The following is a 20,262-nucleotide window of genomic DNA, read 5'->3' on the forward strand; positions in this document are numbered from 1 at the left end:
TGTCAAGAACAAAGTGAGAACATAACATCACGCTCTCACTGGCCATGCCCACCCCCGCGCCGTCATGGCCGCACTTGATGCGGCCACCCACGTCTTGAGGAACCGCCGCGCTGGATAAGACGTGGGTGCCCGGGACAAGCCCGGGCATGACGGCGCGGGTGTTACTCCTGGTTCGGTCATGGCGAGCGTGGCGCCTTTGGGATTGCGATCACCGGCACTGATCCCCGGAACAAGTCCGGGGATGACGGGAGCGGTGGCGCAAGTCTGGGCCGGCCATGACGTGCATGGGGGAGTAACAACCCTCGTCGTCAACGAAGTGGCTCGCTCCGCTCAGATCGCGCGGGCGGAGCGCCTGATCGAGGCGGGGCGGTTGCTGACCACGCGGGGCAGGAGGTCCTGTCCGCGGCCGGCGGTGACGACGAGGCGTTTCACTTCGCCCCGCAGATAGGCCTGAAGGAAGCGGTCGTAGTTCCGGAAGGACACGCAGCCGTTCGAATCCCCGCGCGGGCCGAGCATGTAGGTATGCGCGAGAATGCCGTCGCGGCCGTAGATGGCGGCGCTGCCGCCCACCGGGGTGAGGCGCAGGGCGCGCACGCCGTGGAAGAGCGCTTCGCGTTCGGTGACGACGTAGGTGCCGGGCGGGGTCGCGCCTTTCATGCGCACATGCACGTAGCGCGGGTTGTCCATCATGTCGCCGAGGCCGGAATGCGCTTCGAGCTTCTCGCCGTTCGGCAAGGTCACCACCTGTGCGACGATGTCGTAGACGGCGGTGCCGCCGCCGCCGATCTCCGGAACGGGATTGAAGCGCGCGCTCGGCGCGACGCTGCCGGTGGCATCGAGCGAGGCGTAGCTGAGCGCGTTGTCGGGCGGGGTGGCAGGACGGACGCCGAAGAGCTTCTCCATGAAGGAGCGGTTGTCCTGCTGTGCGGGCGCCGCGGCACGGGATGTCGCAGGCGCTGCCGTCGCTGCGCTTGCCACCTGCTGTCTGACGGCGGGCAGTTTCGGCGTTCCCAGATCCGCAGGGCGCGGCACCGGCAGCGGGACAGGAGCAGGCTCCGGCATGACCGCTTCCGCGACATCGACTTCGATCGTGGGCGCCGGTCGCGGCGGTGGCGGCTCGACCGCGACAGCGGGCAATTCGGGATCGGCGCCACGCTCCGGAAGCTGCATGCGAAAACCGGATTGCAGCGGAGCGTTGTGGGAGAAGGCGAGTGCGTCGGGCTTCAGCGCCGTCGTCGGATCGACCAGCGCCATGTCGAAGGGGGCCGGGGGCTTGACCCGTTCGGGCGCCGTCTCATGACGGGCGATCGTCTCCGCCGGCGGAGCATCCGCCGGACGCTGGAAATCGACAAAATAGGCAACGGGGCTCATCGAGATGGCGACGAGGGCTGCGGTGAGAAAAAGACTGCGCCGATGACGGCGCGGGGCACGACGGCCCGCGGGAAATGGCTTGTGCAACATGACGGACTCTACGCAACTACTCGGACTTCGCATGAAGCCTTCGGGCGAATGCCGCAGGAGGAGGGGACTTCATGCGTCAGAGCGGGTTTTCACCGAGGTCCGATTAGACGCGCGCTTGGTTAAATTAGGGATAATCGGCGGCGGGGATGCCGCCCAATTGCGGCGCAACTTTGTGCGACCGAGACGGTGTCGCCTACCCTTGTCGCTTCAAGATGCCGCAACGGCGTGTGCTGGCTCACAGATCGTGGAGCCCGTCCGGTTTATGACTCAAGGAGAGGTTGTGCGTCTTCCAGCCTCCAACGGGAGGTCACCGTCATGGGTTTCTATGCGCGTCACATCGGCCCGCGCCTCGTCAGCTGCCTGTGCTCGATGGAAGCGATCGCCGCGGAGCGGGAGCGGGTCGTCCCGCAGGCCTCCGGCGTGGTGCTGGAGATCGGGATCGGCCCGGGGCTGAACCTGTCATTCTACGATCCTGCGCGTGTCACGCGCGTGATCGGCGTCGATCCCATCGCCGAGTTTCTCGAACTGGGCCGCGAGCGCCGGCTGAACTCGCCGGTGCCGGTAGAGATCGTGCGGGCGCCCGCCGAGGCGCTTCCGCTGGCCGATGCTTCGATCGACACGGCCGTGATCACCTACACCCTCTGCTCGGTCGAGGATCCGGAGCAGGCTCTGCGGGAGGTGCGGCGCGTGCTGAAACCGCGCGGGCAGGTGCTCTTTCTGGAGCACGGCCTGTCGCGGGATGCGGGCGTTGCCGTCTGGCAGCGCCGGCTCAACCCGATCTGGCGCCGCCTCGCGGTCGGCTGCAACCTGACCCGGCCGGTGGAAAAGCTCCTCGACGAGGCCGGCTTCACCATCTGCCGCATCGAACATTACTATCTCGACGGCGCACCGCGCGCGGTGGGCTATCTCTGCCAGGGCGTGGCGGAGGCGCCCGACCACATGGTCACGATGCCGGCGAGAGCCATGAGCGCTTAAAACGGATCCATGGCGTAGAGATTGTCCCGGGAATGTCCCGGGACGGGTTAGGCGGCGGCCTGGCGGGCGATGGCGCGGATGTCGCGGCGGCCGAAGCCGAGATCGGCGAGTTCGCGGTCGTTGAGCCCTTCGAGCTCGCGCACGGTCTGGCGGTAGCGGCGCCACGTGGCGAGCTTGGCGAGGATCATGGAAGTGAACATGGACTTGTCTCCTTTAGGGGGAATGTGGATTGCTGACGGGATCAGCGGTCGAGACCGGGGAAGCGCCGCGCCGCATCCCGCTCCATCTGGCGGGCCTCCGACAGGACGCTGCGGACGAGGCTGAGGAAGCTGACGAGGATCATGGTGTCTCCTGAACGGTTCGGCTTGGCCCCGTGTGGGGGGGGGGGCTTCATACTTTCGTATAGGTAATATGGCAGCTTTCGCCCTGGGCAAAAGTGAGGCACAGGGAATGGAAGCCATGCGAAATACGCATGTAATAAACGTTTAAGCCTTATTGTCATGCAAATGGCGCCTGATCGCGCGCCAGAATGCCTGCCGGATGAGCACGCCGTTCGGCTGAGTGTCTCGCTTGCGGGAACTTCCGGGCCGGCTGTGCCGTATCCAGCCATTCACCTCCGTCAATGAAGCGAGGCAGAGAATGACCGGAACCCGCAACTCCCTGCTGAAGCGCATGTGGCGAGGCCAGGACCCGTTCCAGAACTATCCGGCCCTTCTGTACCGGCAGGATCATCAGGGCTGGGGCTCGAGCCATCCCTACCTGACCGACGCCATCGAGACGCTCCGCCCGTCGGTCGTCGTCGAGGTCGGCGTGTGGAAGGGCGGCTCGACCATCTCGCTCGCCTCGACCATGAAGGCGATGGATCTGGACGCCGTTTTGATCGCCGTCGATACCTGGCTCGGCGCCTGGGACCACTGGAACAACGACGAGTGGTTCGCGCATCTGAATTTCGTCAACGGCTACCCGAACCTCTATCACACCTTCGCCGCCAACATCGTCGGCGAGGGGCTGCAGAACCACGTCCTGCCGCTGCCGCTCGATTCGGTGAATGCGGCGCATGTGCTGCGCAACTACGACGTCCAGGCGGACGTAATCCACATCGACGGCGGCCACGATTACGGAGCCGTCATGTCGGATCTGCGCGAATGGTGGCCGATGCTCCGGGAGGGCGGCGTGCTCATCGGCGACGATTACCCGCACTGGCCCGGCGTGAAGAAAGCGTTCGACGATTTCTTCACGGAACAGGGCAGGTTTCCCTTCGAGTTCGATCCACCGAAATGCAGGATCTTCAAGTAGGGAATGCTCAAGGCCGCGATATCGCGCCTATTGCGATTTGCGCGGATCGTCGGCCGGGTTCACATAAGCGATGTTCCAGGGGCCGCGCGAGCTGAGCTGCACCACCGTTTCCTGGCCGACCTGCACATAATGCTGCATGCCCGGCGGCATGGCGACGACACCGCCCGCCGAAACGGCTGTGGTCTTCGCCGGATCGAACGTCGCACCCATGCCGAAATTGACCGCGCCGCTGACCACGGTCACCACCTCGTCCGCGGGGTGAGTGTGCGGCGGGATCCTGTAATCGGCCGGGAATTTCAGCCGCATCACGAAGATGCCGTCCTTCCCGGGATCGCCGTAGAGGACCGAGAACTGCGAGCCTTTCGGAAGCGAGGGCGGACCGTCCTTCCAGGTGACGTCGCCCGCATTGACCATGGCATGCTGGGGTTGCTGCTGTGCGAGGGCCGGTGTGAGGGTGAGAAGGAGAACTGAGCCGCAGGTCGCGGCCCGAAGCACGAACGACTGCATCACGACCTCCCGAAACTGGGTGATGTGGCGGACGCAAACGCGAACGGCCCGGTCAGGTCATGGGCCGCAAGGAATGAGGCTGTGCCCTTCGCCGCGGGTTGTCAACGACGCGTGAGGCTAGATCTCGACCAGCGCCTTGATGACACCTGCCTCCGGCATCGACCACGAGGGGATGAGGCCCGGCGCATCGTCGAGCCTGCCGCGATGGCTCGCGAGCGCCGCGACCGGGACCTTGCCGGCGCGCATGGCGTCGAGAACGGTCTCGAAATCCTGACGCGTTGCGTTGCGGCTTCCCAGCAGCGACGTTTCGCGCTTGTGAAACTCCGGATCGTTGAACGTGATGTCGCCGCGCACGATCGACAGGAGCACGTAGGTGCCGCCGTGGCCGACATAGGAAAAGCCCTGCATCATCGCCTTGGGGCTGCCGGTGGCGTCGACCACCACGTCGAAGAGGTCGCCGTCGGTCGTCGCTTTCAGGCGGGCATCGATGTCGGCCGAGACCTCGAACACCCGGTCGACGCCCACCACGTCCTTGCAGAAGGCGAGGCGCTTGGCATTCATGTCGAGCACGGAGACTTCCGCACCACGCGCCTTCGCGAAGATGGCGGCGGCGATGCCGATCGGTCCGGCCCCCACCACCGCGACGCGGCTCGCGCGGCCGGCGCCCGAGCGCCGGATGCCATGCGCGCCGATCGCGAGGAACTCGACCATCGCCGCCTCGTCGAGACCTAAGCCTTGCACGGACACCACATTGCGCTCAGGCACTGCGATGTATTCGCAGGCACCGCCGTCCCGATGCACGCCGAGCACCTGCAGGTTCCGGCAGCAATTGGTCTTGCCCAACTGGCACGCGCGGCATTTGCCGCAATACAGGTACGGTTCGATGCAGACGATACCGCCCACTTTGAACGCGCTGCCCTGCGACACCTCCGCGATCTCGCCCGAAAGCTCGTGGCCGATCACGCGCGGATAGTCGAGATAGGGCTGGTTGCCGTGAAAGATGTGATAATCCGTGCCGCAGATGCCGATCCGCCGGATGCGCACCAGAACCTCATCCGGCCCGATGCGGGGAACATCGCGCTGAACGATGCTCAGCTTGCCCGGTTCATCGCATCGCAGGGCTTTCATCGGCGGTCTCTCCCGAGCGGGTTCGCATGTTTTACGCTACGTAAGCTTAGTGCGGCGCGCGATGGGCACAAGCTCATGTTGACGGGTCTCGCCGCCCCATTGCGAGCTCCGATGTGAGCCATTCGCGGAAGGCGCTCACCGCACGCGTCGCGGGGGCGGATCTTGCGGTCACGAACCAGTAGGAGATACCCGTGTCATAGCGGTCGGGGAAGGGCGCCGCGAGGCGGCCCATGGCGATGGCGTCGCAGGCCAGCGTCTCCCAACCGAGAAACACGCCCTGGCCGGCCACCGCAGCATCGAGGCACAGGGAGGCGTCGGAGAAGACCGGGCCGTCGCCGAGGATCGATTCATCGAGCCCGTTCGGCCCGAGCCACGCATCCCAGCCGAACATCGGCGTCGGCTCGCGGATGATCGGAACGAGGCTCAGATCGCCCGGGTGGCGCAGGCGTTCGGCGAGGGCGGGGCTGCACACGGGAAAGACGAGCTGGTCGAGCAGCTTCTCCGCCTTCACGCTCGGCCAGCCGCCGCGGCCGACCCGGATGCACACATCCACATCCGAGCTGCCCGGATCGACGAGGGAGACATCCGCATCGATGCGGATTCGCAGGTCGGGGTGCTGCTCGCGGAAGCGCTGCAGGCGCCAGACCAGCCATTTGCTGGCGAAGACCGGCGCGACGGAGACGGTGAGCACGCCCTCGCGCCGCCGTTCGGCAAGCGCCAGCCCCGCCGCGATCTCGGCAAAGCCGGTGCTGAGATAGCGCAAGACCTCCTGCCCGAAGGCGGTCGGCCGCAAGCCTTTCGGATGACGCGCGAACAGCGGCCTGCCGAACTGCTCCTCGGCCTTTAGGATCTGCTGGCTCACCGCGCCGATGGTGACGCCGAGCTCCTCGGCGGCGGCGCGCAGGTTGCCCAGGCGCCCGGCCGCCTCGAGGGCGCGCAGGCCGTTCAGGTGGAAGCGGTTCAGGGCTCGCATATAGTTTTTCTACAGTCCTTCGCAGGAAAACGCCATTTCTTTCAAAGTGACAGAGGCGCAGCATGAAGCCATGCTGAACCTGTTGCCATTCCTCAGATCGATCCTGCCCCATCCGGCGCAGTGGCTGCGGGACGCGGCGGGCGAGGCCGGCTGGCAATGCGATCCCCTGGCCCATCCGGCCCTGCAGCGCATGAGCCTGGACGAGCTGGCCGACCTGCCTTTCGAGCGGGAACCATGCCCCGTGCCACCCCTTGCGGATCGGAATTCGATCCCCATATCAGGCTGACCCAGCGGACATTGTTGTGGACTTCGAGCGCGGCGGGCGTCACCGCCAGCCTCGATGAGACCGTGCCAGGACGGATGTACTCCGGCGCGGTTGTTCCTGCGCCTGCCTGACGATGCAGGTGCCCGTCTGGACCCGATTAGCCCAGGCCCGTAGCAGGCGAGGCGAGAGATGCGAAGGCATCCCGCCCGTTCGCCCCGGAGCCTGGGCTTTTTCGTTATGCGCTTATCGGTTCAGCGCCAGCACGCCGTCGATGATGAACTGCACGGCCAACCCTGCCAGGATCACGCCGAGGAGACGGGTCAGCACCACGTTGCCGGTGACGCCGAGCCAGCGGGCGACGCGATCCGCAGCGGAGAACACCACGAAGCAGCTCAGGACGCCGAGCGCGATCAGGATCAGCAGGGAGGAGAGCTGGACCAGATTGCCGTTTGCCCGTCCGGCGAGCAGGATCACGGCGGTGATGGCGCCGGGGCCGGCCATGAGCGGGATGGCGAGGGGGAAGGCGGCCACGTTACGGATATGGTCCTCGGTGATGGCGATGTCCGCTGTATGCTGCTTGCGCTCGTTGCGGCGCTCGAACACCATCTCGAAGGCGATCCAGAACAGCAGAAGGCCGCCGGAGATGCGGAAAGCCGGGATGCCGACGCCGAGGAGCCGCAGCAGCACCTCGCCGCCGAGGCCGAAGAAGGCCAGGATGCCGAAGGCGATCAGGCAGGCTCGCATCGAGACCCTTCGCCGCTCCTCGGCGTTCATCCCCCGGGTGAGCGACACGAAGATCGGCGCCAGTGCCACCGGGTCGAGGGTGACGAGCAGGGTGACGAGGGCCGCGGAGATGTAGTCGAGGAGCATCGGCTGGACCTTCCCTTAAGCTTTGCTTTATGGGGTTCCCGAGAGGTTTTGGCGAGAGGCTAAGCAACGATGTTCACGGTTTTGGATCGGATCAGCCGGCCGGGTCACCCGGACAAGCCCAACGAGGACATCTGCGGCGTCTCGGGCGATTGGGCCTGGGTCATCGACACCTCGATCTTTCCCGGCACTGCGCCGGTGATGCATGCCAGGAGCGATGCGACCTGGCTTGCCCGGTTCGCGGACGAGCGGCTCTCGAACCTCGCGCCTCAAGCCGAGGATGGCGCGACCCTCCTGCGGCACGTCATGGAGGAGGCCCGCACCGCGTATCGGGCCGTTGCGCCGAAAGAGCGGCACGAGGATTTCATCACATGGCCGCTCGGCGCCATGACCATGGTGCGCCGCAGGGGCGACACGCTCGACGTCTGGACCTTCGGCGATACGACGGCCTATGTCCGGCAGCCGGACGGCGCCGTTCAGGTCATGGGGGACGCGCCCGGCCTGCGCGAGGCGGAATCCGCCAAAGCGGCCGAACTCATGGGGCAGGCGGGCTCCACACCCGCGGCCATCCTCGACGAGCCGGTCTTCCTCGCCTGGCTCGGTGAGCGCCGTGAAAGCCAGCGCAGAAGCGGAGTGCCGGCGGCCCTTCTGAGCTTCAACCCGGACGCCGCCGACCGCCTGCGGCACGAGACGGCGCCCTGCGAGGAGGGAACGACGATCCTCCTGGCCTCGGACGGCTTCTCGGCGCTCGTCGATCTCTACGAGGCCATGGATGCGAGGGTTCTGATGGAGACCGCGCTGGCCTCCGGCCTGGAGCCTCTGGCGAAACTGGCGCGGGAGATCGAGACGGAACGCGACCCCGACGGCAAGCTCTATCCGCGCTTCAAGCAGAGCGACGACACGACGGCGATTTTGCTGAGGGCGTAGGGTGCTCTCTTTTAGCGGGTAGCCACGATGGCCTGTCATCTCCAGCGGTCCATAGGATCGGATCCACCCTCCCGCGTCATGCCACGCACCGCCGTCATCCCCGGACTTGGTCCGGGGACCCGCGTCTTTACACCGCTGCGGTTCCCAAGACGTGGGTGGCCGGATCAAGTCCGGCCATGACGGTGCGGATGGCGATAGGGATCGAAAGCTATACAAATCAGGCTCTTGGAGAGGGTCTCTCAACCATTTTCGATCTCTTTCAGAGACTTGGCGACTGTGCCGCGGGCGCTCCTTGTCTCGCCGCCGCTCCGACCCGACAATAAGTTGCTGAAACGTAAACGGAATTCGGCTCGCGCGTTGGCTCTGGAAAACCCGTCAAAATGCTTGAAAATTGCCGCGTTCTCCCCCATCTAAGAGGCTGATTTCTCTTGGATTCGCGGGGCTGCCAAACGGCTTGACGAAGCGGCATTCATAAGCCGCCTCTCGCGAAAGGGCAGACCGATTTTTAGAAAGACCAACCTTGACCGATCCGAACGATAAAGGCTCCGGCGGACCTGCGGGGGAACCGCCGGCCAGCGACATCAAGCTGATTTCCATCGTCGACGAGATGAAGCGCTCCTATCTCGATTACGCCATGAGCGTGATCGTGAGCCGCGCTCTGCCCGATGCGCGCGACGGCCTGAAGCCCGTGCACCGGCGCATCCTCTACTCGATGCACGAGAACGGCTACACGCCCGACAAGAAATACGTGAAGTCCGCCCGCATCGTCGGCGACGTGATGGGTCAATACCACCCGCACGGCGACCAATCGATCTATGACGCCCTGGTGCGCATGGCGCAGGACTTCGCCATGCGCGTCATGCTCGTGGACGGCCAGGGCAATTTCGGCTCGGTGGATGGCGATCCGCCGGCGGCGATGCGCTACACCGAGTCCCGTCTCGCCAAGGCGGCGATGCCGCTTCTCGACGACATCGACAAGGACACGGTCGACTTCACGCCCAATTACGACGAGTCCAAGGACGAGCCGGCGGTTCTGCCGGCACGCTATCCGAACCTGCTCGTCAACGGCGCCGGCGGCATCGCGGTCGGCATGGCCACCAACATGCCTCCCCACAATCTGGGCGAGGTGATCGATGGTTGCCTGGCCTTCATGGAAAATCCCGACGTTTCGGCCGAAGAGCTGATCGAGATCATTCCCGGTCCGGACTTTCCGACCGGTGCTCTGATCCTCGGCCGTGCCGGCGCGCGCTCGGCCTACACGACAGGCCGCGGCTCCGTCATCATGCGGGCCAAGTCCGAGATCGAGGAGGTTCGCAAGGACCGCGAGGCGATCATCTTCACCGAGATTCCGTATCAGGTGAACAAGGCGTCCCTGATCGAGAAGATCGCGGAGCTGGTGCGCGAGAAGAAGATCGAGGGCATCGCCGACCTGCGCGACGAATCCGACCGCGACGGCATGCGCATCGTGGTCGAGATCAAACGCGACGCCATGGCCGACGTGGTGCTCAACCAGCTCTATCGCTACACGCCGCTGCAGACGAGCTTCGGCGCCAACATGGTGGCGCTCAACGGCGGCCGTCCGGAGCTGATGACCCTGAAGGACCTGATCAAGGCCTTCGTCGATTTCCGCGAGGAGGTCGTCTCCCGCCGGACCAAGTACCTGCTCAACAAGGCGCGCGAGCGCGCCCACGTTTTGTGCGGCCTTGCCATCGCGGTCGCCAATATCGATGAGGTCATCCGCCTCATCCGCACCGCGCCGGATCCGAACACCGCCCGCGAGTCCCTCATGGGCCGCGACTGGCCGGCGCACGACATCGCGCCGCTGATCGCGCTCGTGGACGATCCGCGCCACAAGATCAACGACGACGGCACCTACCGTCTGTCCGAGACCCAGGCGCGCGCCATTCTCGATCTGCGCCTGCAGCGCCTCACGGCTCTCGGCCGTGACGAGATCGGCGACGAGCTGTCGAAGCTCGCTGCCGAGATCTCCGACTACCTCGAGATCCTGCGCTCCCGTGTCCGCATCATGTCCATCATCCGGGACGAGCTGACCGAGATCCGCAACACCTTCGCCACGCCGCGCAAGACCCAGATCGTGGATTGGGACTCGGATCTCGACGACGAGGATCTGATCGCCCGCGAGGACATGGTGGTCACCGTGTCCCATGCCGGCTACATCAAGCGCGTGCCGCTCTCCGCCTATCGCGCGCAGCGCCGCGGCGGCAAGGGCCGCGCCGGCATGACGACGCGCGACGAGGATTTCGTCACCCGTCTCTTCGTGGCGAACACCCACACGCCGGTGATCTTCTTCTCCTCCGAAGGCCAGGCCTACAAGGAGAAGGTGTGGCGCCTGCCGCTCGCCGCTCCCAACGCCAAGGGCAAGGCACTGGTGAACATGCTGCCGCTGGCCCAGGGCGAGCGCATCACCACCATCATGCCGCTGCCCGAGGAGGAGGCGTCCTGGGACAAGCTCGACGTGATGTTCGCGACCTCGCGCGGCACGGTGCGCCGCAACAAGCTGTCGGACTTCGTCCAGGTCAATCGCGGCGGCAAGATCGCCATGAAGCTGGATGAGGGCGAGCATATCGTCGACGTGCAGATCTGCTCCGAGAACGACGACGTGCTGCTCACCACGGCCAAGGGCCAGTGCATCCGCTTCGCTGTCACGGACGTGCGCGTGTTCAAGGGCCGCGATTCCATGGGCGTGCGCGGCATCAACCTGGCCTCGGGCGACGACATCATCTCGATGGCGATCCTGCGCCACGTGGAGGCGACGGGCGAGGAGCGCGCCGCGTATCTCAAGATGCGCCGCGCCGTCACCGGCGAGCAGATGGGCAGTGACGCCGACGCGTCGGACGACGCCGAGGAGACGGAAGGCGCAAACTTCTCGCTGTCGCAGGAGCGCTATGCCGAGATGAGCGCGCTGGAGCAGTGCATCCTGACGATCTCCGAGAAGGGCTACGGCAAGCGCACCGTGTCCTACGAATACCGCATCACAGGACGCGGCGGCAAAGGCATCACGGCCATGGCGGTCAACAGCCGCAACGGCAAGCTCGTGGCCTCCTTCCCGGTCGAGAACTCGGACCAGATCATGCTCGTCACCGATGGCGGCCAGCTGATCCGCGTGCCGGTCGACGGCATCCGCGTCGTCGGCCGCAATTCGCAGGGCGTCACGGTCTTCTCGACCAAGGACAAGGAAAAGGTCGTCTCCGTCGAGCATGTCGAAGGCGAGGAAGACGAGAACGGCGACGAGCCCGCGACCGAAGGCGGCGAGGCTGCGGAAGAGTAAGCGCTTCCGCCCGTTCGGACATGCAAAACCCGCCGGCTCACACTGGCGGGTTTTTTTATTGCTGATACCCTTTCACGTCATCATCTCCCCGGACTTGATCCGGGGATCGGTGGCGGTGATCTCGATTGTTTTGGAGTCGCGCTTGTCCCCATCGAGATGGCCCGCACGAGGCCGGCCATGACGTCGGCGCTAATCCCGCGGGTAGCGGAGATGGAGGCTTCTGATTCTTGGCCTGGCTGCTCTCATCGCCTTCGAATCGGAGGCAAAAGTGCTGTCGCCGCCGTCGCGATGACGATCATGCCAAGGCGCTGCACGGCCTGCCCCGCAGTATCCGGTCGGTTCAGGTCAGGCTCGACAGCGCGGCCGGGCTAAGAACGGCGATCGCGGTGATGGCGACGATGAAAAGGCGGACGATCATGGCTCTCTCCGGGTGTCATTTGCCTGACCTAAGGTGAGCTTTATCTCTCATGAAGCCGTCCAGCTTGCCGTGCGCCAGCGCACGGCTTGCCCGGGCGCCTCAATCCCGCTACCCCTTTAGCCATGACACGCACCGCCCTCTATACCGGCAGCTTCGACCCCGTCACCAACGGGCATCTGGACGTCCTGCGCCAGGCCTGCGCCGTGGCGGACAGGATCGTGGTCGCCATCGGCGTCCATTCCTCGAAGGCGCCGATCTTCTCCGCGGAGGAGCGGGCCGGGATGCTCAAAGCGGTGTGTGGACCGGTTCTGCAGGAGAGGGGTGTCGCGCTGGAAGTGTCGACCTTCTCCGATCTGGCGGTCGAGGCCGCCCGCCGCCATGGTGCGAGCCTGATCGTGCGGGGGCTCCGCGACGGCACGGATTTCGACTACGAAATCCAGATGGCCTCCATGAACGCCGCCATGGCGCCGGAGGTGCAGACCGTGTTCTTCGCGGCCTCGCCCGCCGTCCGCCCTATCACCGCCACGCTTGTGCGCCAGATCGCGGGCATGGGCGGCGACGTCTCGGCCTTCGTGCCGGGCCTTGTCGCCGAGCACTTGGCGGCCAAATTCAAGCGGCCATAAAGTTCCAACACCCAAAAGGGAGACTTCCACCCATGAAGCGTTTGCTCGCAGCCGGAGCCTTCGTGCTCGCCGGCCTCGTCCCGGCCTTCGTCGCCCCGGCTTTGGCCCAGCAGGCCAACGACCCGCAGAACACGATCTTCCTCGACACCAAGGACGGACGCATCACCATCCGCCTGCGTCCGGATCTTGCCCCGAAGCATGTGGAGCAGATCAAGGCCCTGACGAAACAGGGCTTTTACAACGGCGTCGTCTTCCACCGGGTGATCGACGGCTTCATGGCCCAGACCGGCGATCCGACCGGCACCGGCACGGGCAAATCGGACCTGCCCAACATCCCGGCGGAGTTCACCAAGACCCAATACAAGCGCGGCTCGGTCGGCATGGCCCGTTCCCAGAGCCCGGATTCCGCCAACAGCCAGTTCTTCATCTGCTATGAGGGCTGCGGCCCGCTCACGGGCCAATACACGCTCTTCGGCGAGGTCGTGGCCGGCATGGATGTGGTCGACAAGATCAAGAAGGGCGATGCCGCGGCCAACGGGCTGGTGAGAGGCCCGGACAAGATCGTGAAGATGCAGCTCGCCGCCGACGCGAAGTAATGCATTTCTTTCGACAGGCGCGAGCGTGGCGGGTGATCGCCACGCTCGCGACGGCGATTCTGTCCACTCCGCTGGCTGCTCAAGCTCTCTCGCCCCTCGATCCGGAAATGTGGGAAGAGCCCTATCAGCCGCCGCCTCCGCTGCCCGAAGGGCTCCAGGGTACGGTCCGGCGGGATCCGAATGCGACGGATGTGGAGCGCATCGACCAAATCGCCCAAGTGTTCCAGGCGATCCAGGCCTGCTGGCGAGCGCCCTCCGGCAGCGGCTATTCCGGCCAGGAGATCACCCTGCGCCTCAGCTTCAAGCGCAGCGGCGAGGTGCTGGGCCGGCCCCGCATCACCTATTACAATGCCGGCACGCAGCCCGAGCAGCGCGAGCCGTTCACCCGCGCCGTTCGTGAAGCTCTCACGCGCTGTACGCCGCTTCCCTTTACGGAAAGCTTTGGACGTGCCATTGCCGGGCGCATCTTCTCCTTCCGTTTCGTCGATGCCCAACCTATGTGAGCGGGCAGGCGACCTTTTTCAGCCGAAGACAGCCAGCACAGGAGATCCCGATGGCAGATCCGGAAAACACCATCATCATGGAAACCACCAAGGGCCGCGTGGTCATCGAACTGCGCCCCGATCTCGCCCCTGGACATGTGGAGCGCATCAAGTCGCTCGCCCGCCAGGGCTTTTATGACAACGTGGTCTTCCACCGGGTGATCGACGGCTTCATGGCCCAGACCGGCGACCCGACCGGCACCGGCTCGGGCGGGTCCGACCTGCCGGACCTGAAGGCCGAGTTCAACGCCGAGCCCCATGTGCGCGGCATCTGCTCCATGGCGCGCACGAATGCTCCGCATTCCGCGAACTCGCAATTCTTCATCGTCTTCGACGACGCCCGCTTCCTCGACAAGCAATACACCGTCTGGGGCAAGGTGACCGAGGGCATGGAGAACGTGGACAAGATCAAGCGCGGCGAGCCCGTGCGCGATCCCGACCGCATCGTCTCCATGAAGGTCGCGGCGGACGCGGCTTAACGCCCCTTAAGCTTCCACCGTCATGCCCGGGCTTGTCCCGGGCATCCACGTTTTTGATGAACCGAATGCCCTGAGCCCTCATCCTGAGGAGGCCGTTAGGCCGTCTCGAAGGACGAGGGCGTTTTCAGGGATCACTGGTCCCTCCTTCGAGACGCAGACTTACGTCTGCTCCTCAGGATGAGGATTGAGACAGATTATCCATGCGCGTCGACCTGTTCGATTTCGAATTGCCTGAGAGCAGCATCGCGCTCCGCCCCGTGGAGCCGCGCGATGCTGCGCGCATGCTCGTGGTAAAGCCGGATTCCGGTCTCGAGGATCGTGTTGTCCGCGACCTTCCGGGCCTGCTGCAGCCCGGCGACGTGCTGGTGCTCAACGACACCAAGGTGATCCCGTCGCGGCTCTACGGCCTTCGCATGCGCGAGGACACGGCCGCCCGCGTCGAGATCATGCTGCACAAGCGGGAGGGCGCCGATCGCTGGCGGGCCTTCGCGCGCCCGGCCAAGAAGCTCCATGTCGGCGATCGCATCCGCTTCGGCGAAAGCTCCGAGAGCACCGCCTGCGAGCTCGTGCGCCTCGATGCCGAGGTCGAGGAGAAAGGCGAGGGGGGCGATGTCGCCCTGCGCTTCTCGTTCTCCGGCGCTTTTCTCGACGAGGCCATCGCCCGCCTCGGAGAGTTGCCTCTTCCTCCCTACATCGCCGGCAAGCGCCCGACCGACGACAAGGATCGCGCCGATTACCAGACCGTCTATGCCAAGGACGAGGGCGCCGTCGCCGCCCCGACCGCCGGCCTGCATTTCACCGACGACCTTTTTCGCCGCCTCGACGAGCGTGGCGTCACACGCCAGTTCGTGACGCTCCACGTGGGCGCCGGCACCTTCCTGCCCGTGAAGGCGGACGACACGAGCGGCCATCGCATGCACGCGGAATGGGGCTCCGTCTCCGCGGAGACCGCGCAGGCGCTCAACGAGGCGCGGGCGCGGGGAGGGCGGATCGTGGCCGTCGGCACCACGTCCTTGCGCCTCCTGGAGAGCGCGGCCCATGAGGACGGCACCATCGCGCCTTTCTCCGGCGACACGGCGATCTTCATCACGCCCGGCTACCGCTTCAAGGCGGTGGACGTGCTGATGACCAATTTCCACCTGCCGCGCTCGACCCTGTTCATGCTGGTTTCCGCCTTTGCAGGGCTGGATTGCATGAAGGCGGCCTATGATCATGCCGTCGAGACAGGCTATCGCTTCTATTCCTATGGCGATGCGAGTTTGCTCTTCAGGCGTTGAGATTCCATGTCATCCCTGGCGCGCGGAACGCGCGGGAAGGGGATCCATTGACAGGTGTTGCGGATCCATGGATCCCCTTCCCCTCCGCTACGCTTCGGCCGGGGATGACATGACGAGGTATGAATGACCACCGAGACCTTCACCTTCACCGTCAACAAGACCGACGGCGCGGCGCGGACCGGCGAGATCCGCATGCCCCGCGGCGTCATCCGCACGCCGGCCTTCATGCCCGTCGGCACGGCGGCGACCGTGAAGGCCATGTATCCGGATCAGGTGAAGGCGCTTGGTGCCGACGTGGTGCTCGGCAACACCTATCACCTCATGCTCCGGCCCGGGGCGGAGCGGGTGGCCAAGCTCGGCGGCCTGCACCAGTTCATGAACTGGCCCTACCCGATCCTTACCGATTCCGGCGGCTTCCAGGTCATGTCGCTCTCGGCTCTGCGGAAGATCGACGAGACCGGCGTGACCTTCCAGTCCCATATCGACGGCTCGACCCATGTGCTGACGCCGGAGCGCTCCATCGAGATCCAGGGCCTGCTCGGCTCCGACATCCAGATGCAGCTCGACGAATGCGTGCGGCTGCCCTGCACCGACGAGGTCGCCGAGAAGGCGATGCAGCTTTCCCTGCGCTGGGCGGAGCGCTGCCGGGTCGCCTTCGGCGAGCAGCCGGGCAAGGCCATGTTCGGCATCGTCCAGGGCGGCGCAGTCGAGCGGCTGCGCGTGGAGAGCGCCAGGGAACTCGCGGCTCTCGACCTCAAGGGCTATGCCATCGGCGGTCTGGCTGTCGGCGAGCCGCAGGAGGTGATGCTGCGCATGATCGAGACGGTCGAGCCGCATATGCCCAAAGAGAAGCCCCGTTATCTCATGGGTGTCGGTACGCCGGACGACATCGTCGAGGCGGTGCGCCGCGGCGTCGACATGTTCGACTGTGTCATGCCGACCCGCGCCGGCCGCCACGGGCAGGTCTTCACCCGCCACGGCCGCATGAATCTGCGCAACGCGCGCTTCGCCGAGGACACCAGGCCGCTCGACGAGAGCTCGAAATGCACGGCCTCCAACACCTATTCCCGCGCCTATCTCCACCACCTCGTCCGCTCCAATGAAATTCTCGGCATGATGCTGCTGACCTGGAACAACCTGGCCTATTACCAGGACCTGATGGCGGGCCTCCGAAAGGCCATCGCCGAGGGCCGGCTGGAGGATTACGTTGGCGAGGTCAAGGAAGGCTGGGCCAAGGGCGAGCGTGACGGCAAGGCGGAGATCGGCCACCACGCCGACAACATCGCCATGGTGGCGGAGGGGTAGTGTCCCAAACAGCCGGAGTGGCTTCGTCTGCTCGGGAATGCCCCGTTGTCGGCATTCCGACGGTGGCGCGTGCCCATGGGCCCGCACCGCGCAAGGGGGGGTGATCCCCCCGACACCGGCACGTCCCACCCTCGAAGCTAAGGAATTAGCTCCACGGCAGGGGCTTTTCGATTGACCCAAGGCCCGAGACCCCCTATCTCCGGGCTCACCTCTGGGAGCGCGTAGCTCAGCCGGTAGAGCATCTGACTTTTAATCAGAGGGTCCTGGGTTCGAGTCCCAGCGCGCTCACCAATAATATCAAAGGGTTACCGGCATTTGTCCTTTGATCTGTTTTCCTCCAGGTAGCCAATAGGTAGCCAAACGTTGAGGCGGGCAGTGCTCGCTCAGGTCCAAGGTCGGCTCGACCTTAGGAGCTGGAGCGGCGAAGTGAGTCGTTCGAAGCTTACCCCCCCGTTCACTCTCAGCTTATCCATAGTGTTGCTACGCAACGGAGCGTGATGAAGGCATAGACGTCTGGTCTCCCAAGTTGAGCGGACCTATAGCGGGCATGCCTAAACTTCACAAACTGACCCCGTTTCAGACCTTCCGAGCGCAGATCTTTGAATGAGGCACCTCGAGCGGCTCGCTGGATGGGGGCCACGCCTCCAGTCCGCCTTCGCCTGCCTTGCCTCACCGGTTCAACAACCGGCTGCGGCTGCAATCCATTACCATAGCTTCCCCATTGGTATTGCGCCTGAGGGCTCTACTCTGCGATGCCCTTGCGTAGTAGGTGGTTGACCGCTTGGACGACCCGCTCGTGCTCCTCCTCCGAGAAGGGGTTGAGGTCGTGCATCACCAGGCTGTTCAGCCCCTCAATGGCCAGCCAGCCCAACAGCGCCGCGTCCAGATCATCTGATGTAGCCTTCAGGTTCTCCAGGGCTGCCTTGATGACCTCGCGCACGGGATCGAGCAGGCGCGGGTTCTCGGCCGACGCGGCCAGCATGCCATTGATGCTCTCCTTCGTCCTGCCCTAGTCCAGCTTGAGCAGCGCTGCCCTGCACAGGCGCGCTTCCAGGTTGCGCCCGGGCTCGGCTCGATCTCGGAGCATCTCCCGCTCGGCCGCGACTTCATCGCCGAGGCGCTGGACCACGGCCTGAAGCAGCGCTTCCTTGGTGGGAAAGTTGTAGAGCAGACCGCCCTTGCTGAGACCCGCCCTTTCGGCAACGGAGTCTAGCGTCATCCGTCCCGACCCGATCTCACTCACCAGCTCCGCAGCCGCGTCGAGAATTTTCTCGCGCGAGCTCTTTCGGCCTCGAACCCTTCCCGCGATTCACCACTCTTGCCCTGAAGCGCCCAGCCGAAAATCCATTCGCCATATCAGCCCCCCTCCTGCCAGCGTCAAGCAGAGAGCATGACGCCGCGGCTGAGGGGCTCGGCACGGTGCTGTCGCGAAGTCGAGGTCTGGCTTTTGGAGGAGAACATGGCGGAATGTATTCTCGTTGACGCGTACCCCCATTGGTCCTTATGCCTTGAAGAGGCAAATGGGGTGAGGGCTTGGGTGACCACGCATTCACTTTCCATCTGCTCAACGTTCGTCGGCACGTGAGCCGATCCGGTCGCAGCCTACCCGGTCAAAACAAGGAGCTCTGGTGAAAACCCTCGTCGTCTGTTCCGGCGGATTGGACTCCGTCACGCTCGCGCACAAGGTTGCGGCTGAGCACACCCTCACGCGCCTGGTGTCCTTTGACTATGGCCAGCGCCACAGGAAAGAGCTGGCCTCGGCCCAATCCTGCGCCGCACGCCTCGGTGTGCCACACGACATCATCGATATCTCCGCCGTCGGGCGCCTCCTGACCGGATCGGCGCTGACCAGCGGAGAAGCGGTGCCGGAGGGCCACTATGCGGAAGACACCATGCGGATCACCGTGGTGCCCAACCGCAATGCCATCATGCTGGCGATCGCCTTCGGTGTGGCGGCGGCCGAGCAGGTCGAGGCGGTGGCAGCCGCGGTGCACGGCGGCGACCACTTCATCTATCCCGATTGCCGCCCGGACTTCGTCGAGAGCTTCGAGACGATGCAGCACCATGCCTTTGAGGGACTCGCAAGCATCGCCCTCTACACGCCTTTTTTGCGGCAGAGCAAAGCTGACATCGTGCGCGAGGGCACCCGGCTGGGCGTGCCGTTTGCCGACACCTGGTCCTGCTACCAGGGCAGAGAGCGTCATTGCGGACGCTGCGGCACCTGTGTCGAGCGGCGCGAGGCCTTCTACCTCGCTGGCGTAGACGATCCAACCCAGTACGAAGACCCGGACTACTGGATCGAAGCCTGCCGCGAGCGCCAAGCCAAGCAGCTTTCTTGAGTTCGGCGATAGATCGTCAAAGTTTCTTCGAAAGACACAAACATGACCCCTGATCTCCGCCGCCGAATTGAAGGCCTAGCGGTCCTTGTGGGCTTCACCGCCTGTATCCCGGCTGCCAACTGGCTCGTCGGCAATGTCGGAACCGTTTGTGTTCCGGAGGGCCCGTGCCTGATTCCCGTGGCACCGGGCCTAGCTGCCCCGAGTGGCGTATTGGTGGTTGGTCTTGCCCTCGTGCTGCGTGACCTCGTTCAGCGGCGTCTGGGGCGGTACTGGGCGCTGGCCGCCATCGGGGTAGGCGCAATCCTCTCGGTCATCTTCGCACCTCCATCGCTTATCCTCGCCTCGACGACAGCTTTTCTGTTGTCCGAACTGGCGGATCTGGGCGTCTACACGCCATTGCAGCAGCGGGGCCTGATCCTGGCGGTGGTTGCAAGCAGTGTTGTGGGGCTGGTCGTCGACAGCGCGGTATTCCTGTTCTTGGCCTTCGGGAGCCTTGAGTTCCTGCTGCCGCAAATCATTGGGAAGACCTGGATGGTGCTGGTGAGCATTCCGGTGATGTCGTGGCTGCGGCGCCGCGACGAGCGGATCGGCATGCCTGTGTGTACCTGACCTGGATGAAGGACTGCGAGCTTGAGCACAGGCCAACATCGCCCGTTGGCACTCCTCGAACGAAAGCATTTGGTCGGCTTAGGCCAGGTTGCCGACATACCTTGGATCGCAGGGATTTCTCCGCGTGACCCACTACGGACAATCCGGTGAATAGGGATTTGGTGGAATGGCGCAGGAATGCCTGTGGCACTGCATTCCACCATGACGAGGGTGTAATGCTCCTATGGAACGTTTCAGGCATCCGGAACCCGACAACCTTTGGAGAATTAAACACCCTCTTACCACGGCGAAGCTCGATTAGATGGCCACCCAAAACGATACCGACCAAGAGGAGTTGCTGGAGCAGCAGCGGGCCTTGGCAGAGTTCGGGGACTTCGTCCTCAAAA

21 protein-coding genes and 1 tRNA gene are annotated in these 20,262 nt (G+C 64.8%); 14 read left to right on the forward strand and 8 right to left on the reverse strand.

Going from position 1 to position 20,262, the window contains the following annotated elements; translation table 11 throughout:
• Window positions 1-330: 330 nt before the first annotated feature.
• Window positions 331-1,461, reverse strand: coding sequence for a DUF2778 domain-containing protein (locus JKL46_RS30440; protein WP_201841517.1), 1,131 nt, complete (start codon window positions 1,459-1,461; stop codon window positions 331-333).
• Window positions 1,462-1,776: 315 nt separating this feature from the next.
• Between JKL46_RS30440 and JKL46_RS30445 the strand changes: the two genes are divergently transcribed.
• A complete protein-coding gene (locus JKL46_RS30445; protein WP_201841519.1) occupies window positions 1,777-2,436 on the forward strand; it encodes a class I SAM-dependent methyltransferase in 660 nt (219 codons plus the stop codon).
• A 47-nt stretch (window positions 2,437-2,483) separates the two neighbouring features.
• On the opposite strand, the gene JKL46_RS30450 is transcribed toward JKL46_RS30445, so the two are convergent.
• The gene (locus JKL46_RS30450; protein WP_201841522.1) at window positions 2,484-2,636 is read right to left on the reverse strand and encodes a DUF1127 domain-containing protein; all 153 of its coding nucleotides are present in this window, start codon (window positions 2,634-2,636) and stop codon (window positions 2,484-2,486) included.
• 439 nt (window positions 2,637-3,075) lie between these two features.
• On the opposite strand from JKL46_RS30450, the gene JKL46_RS30455 reads away from it, so the two are divergent.
• On the forward strand, window positions 3,076-3,732 hold the full coding sequence (locus tag JKL46_RS30455) for a class I SAM-dependent methyltransferase (protein WP_201841526.1): 657 nt from the start codon (window positions 3,076-3,078) through the stop codon (window positions 3,730-3,732).
• Window positions 3,733-3,759: 27 nt separating this feature from the next.
• On the opposite strand, the gene JKL46_RS30460 is transcribed toward JKL46_RS30455, so the two are convergent.
• The 3 genes from JKL46_RS30460 to JKL46_RS30470 form a co-directional block, all read right to left on the reverse strand.
• Complete coding sequence (locus JKL46_RS30460; protein WP_201841530.1) at window positions 3,760-4,239, reverse strand: cupin domain-containing protein; 480 nt, start codon at window positions 4,237-4,239, stop codon at window positions 3,760-3,762.
• Between the two features lie 117 nt (window positions 4,240-4,356).
• Window positions 4,357-5,367 carry a zinc-binding alcohol dehydrogenase family protein gene (locus tag JKL46_RS30465; protein WP_201841533.1) on the reverse strand — a complete coding sequence of 337 codons (1,011 nt, stop codon included), beginning with the start codon at window positions 5,365-5,367 and terminating at the stop codon, window positions 4,357-4,359.
• Window positions 5,368-5,440: 73 nt separating this feature from the next.
• Window positions 5,441-6,340 carry a LysR substrate-binding domain-containing protein gene (locus JKL46_RS30470; protein WP_201841536.1) on the reverse strand — a complete coding sequence of 300 codons (900 nt, stop codon included), beginning with the start codon at window positions 6,338-6,340 and terminating at the stop codon, window positions 5,441-5,443.
• Between the two features lie 70 nt (window positions 6,341-6,410).
• On the opposite strand from JKL46_RS30470, the gene JKL46_RS30475 reads away from it, so the two are divergent.
• Window positions 6,411-6,626, forward strand: coding sequence for a hypothetical protein (locus JKL46_RS30475; RefSeq protein ID WP_201841539.1), 216 nt, complete (start codon window positions 6,411-6,413; stop codon window positions 6,624-6,626).
• Window positions 6,627-6,848: 222 nt separating this feature from the next.
• On the opposite strand, the gene JKL46_RS30480 is transcribed toward JKL46_RS30475, so the two are convergent.
• On the reverse strand, window positions 6,849-7,475 hold the full coding sequence (locus tag JKL46_RS30480) for a MarC family protein (RefSeq protein WP_201841550.1): 627 nt from the start codon (window positions 7,473-7,475) through the stop codon (window positions 6,849-6,851).
• A 69-nt stretch (window positions 7,476-7,544) separates the two neighbouring features.
• Between JKL46_RS30480 and JKL46_RS30485 the strand changes: the two genes are divergently transcribed.
• The 9 genes from JKL46_RS30485 to JKL46_RS30525 all read left to right on the forward strand — a co-directional run bounded on the left by JKL46_RS30485 (window position 7,545) and on the right by JKL46_RS30525 (window position 17,219).
• A complete protein-coding gene (locus tag JKL46_RS30485; RefSeq protein ID WP_201841553.1) occupies window positions 7,545-8,399 on the forward strand; it encodes a protein phosphatase 2C domain-containing protein in 855 nt (284 codons plus the stop codon).
• A 607-nt stretch (window positions 8,400-9,006) separates the two neighbouring features.
• Window positions 9,007-11,688, forward strand: coding sequence for a DNA gyrase subunit A (gene gyrA / locus JKL46_RS30490; protein ID WP_246529646.1), 2,682 nt, complete (start codon window positions 9,007-9,009; stop codon window positions 11,686-11,688).
• A gap of 540 nt (window positions 11,689-12,228) precedes the next feature.
• Window positions 12,229-12,729, forward strand: a complete 501-nt coding sequence (gene coaD, locus JKL46_RS30495; RefSeq protein ID WP_201841559.1) for a pantetheine-phosphate adenylyltransferase — start codon at window positions 12,229-12,231, stop codon at window positions 12,727-12,729.
• A gap of 32 nt (window positions 12,730-12,761) precedes the next feature.
• Window positions 12,762-13,325 carry a peptidylprolyl isomerase gene (locus JKL46_RS30500; RefSeq protein WP_201841562.1) on the forward strand — a complete coding sequence of 188 codons (564 nt, stop codon included), beginning with the start codon at window positions 12,762-12,764 and terminating at the stop codon, window positions 13,323-13,325.
• 32 nt (window positions 13,326-13,357) lie between these two features.
• Window positions 13,358-13,828: a hypothetical protein gene (locus tag JKL46_RS30505; protein ID WP_201841566.1), complete on the forward strand. Its 471-nt coding sequence runs from the start codon at window positions 13,358-13,360 to the stop codon at window positions 13,826-13,828.
• 50 nt (window positions 13,829-13,878) lie between these two features.
• Complete coding sequence (locus tag JKL46_RS30510) at window positions 13,879-14,346, forward strand: peptidylprolyl isomerase (RefSeq protein ID WP_201841569.1); 468 nt, start codon at window positions 13,879-13,881, stop codon at window positions 14,344-14,346.
• 200 nt (window positions 14,347-14,546) lie between these two features.
• Window positions 14,547-15,623, forward strand: a complete 1,077-nt coding sequence (gene queA / locus JKL46_RS30515) for a tRNA preQ1(34) S-adenosylmethionine ribosyltransferase-isomerase QueA (protein ID WP_201841572.1) — start codon at window positions 14,547-14,549, stop codon at window positions 15,621-15,623.
• Between the two features lie 123 nt (window positions 15,624-15,746).
• A complete protein-coding gene (tgt, locus tag JKL46_RS30520) occupies window positions 15,747-16,928 on the forward strand; it encodes a tRNA guanosine(34) transglycosylase Tgt (RefSeq protein ID WP_201841575.1) in 1,182 nt (393 codons plus the stop codon).
• 215 nt (window positions 16,929-17,143) lie between these two features.
• Window positions 17,144-17,219: transfer RNA gene (locus tag JKL46_RS30525), tRNA-Lys, on the forward strand.
• Window positions 17,220-17,670: 451 nt separating this feature from the next.
• Here the strand turns inward: JKL46_RS30525 and JKL46_RS30530 are convergent.
• Both JKL46_RS30530 and JKL46_RS30535 read right to left on the reverse strand, forming a co-directional pair.
• The gene (locus JKL46_RS30530) at window positions 17,671-17,910 is read right to left on the reverse strand and encodes a hypothetical protein (protein WP_201841578.1); all 240 of its coding nucleotides are present in this window, start codon (window positions 17,908-17,910) and stop codon (window positions 17,671-17,673) included.
• 27 nt (window positions 17,911-17,937) lie between these two features.
• Window positions 17,938-18,237, reverse strand: a complete 300-nt coding sequence (locus tag JKL46_RS30535) for a TetR/AcrR family transcriptional regulator (protein WP_343074159.1) — start codon at window positions 18,235-18,237, stop codon at window positions 17,938-17,940.
• Window positions 18,238-18,556: 319 nt separating this feature from the next.
• Here JKL46_RS30535 and queC point away from each other — a divergent pair, with 319 nt between their 5' ends.
• Together queC and JKL46_RS30545 are read left to right on the forward strand one after the other, a co-directional pair.
• A complete protein-coding gene (gene queC / locus JKL46_RS30540; protein WP_201841585.1) occupies window positions 18,557-19,267 on the forward strand; it encodes a 7-cyano-7-deazaguanine synthase QueC in 711 nt (236 codons plus the stop codon).
• A 42-nt stretch (window positions 19,268-19,309) separates the two neighbouring features.
• On the forward strand, window positions 19,310-19,876 hold the full coding sequence (locus tag JKL46_RS30545; RefSeq protein WP_201841588.1) for a VUT family protein: 567 nt from the start codon (window positions 19,310-19,312) through the stop codon (window positions 19,874-19,876).
• The last annotated feature ends 386 nt before the right edge of the window (window positions 19,877-20,262 follow it).

The sequence above is a fragment of the Microvirga zambiensis WSM3693 genome (assembly GCF_016735695.1).
Taxonomy (GTDB): domain Bacteria; phylum Pseudomonadota; class Alphaproteobacteria; order Rhizobiales; family Beijerinckiaceae; genus Microvirga; species Microvirga zambiensis.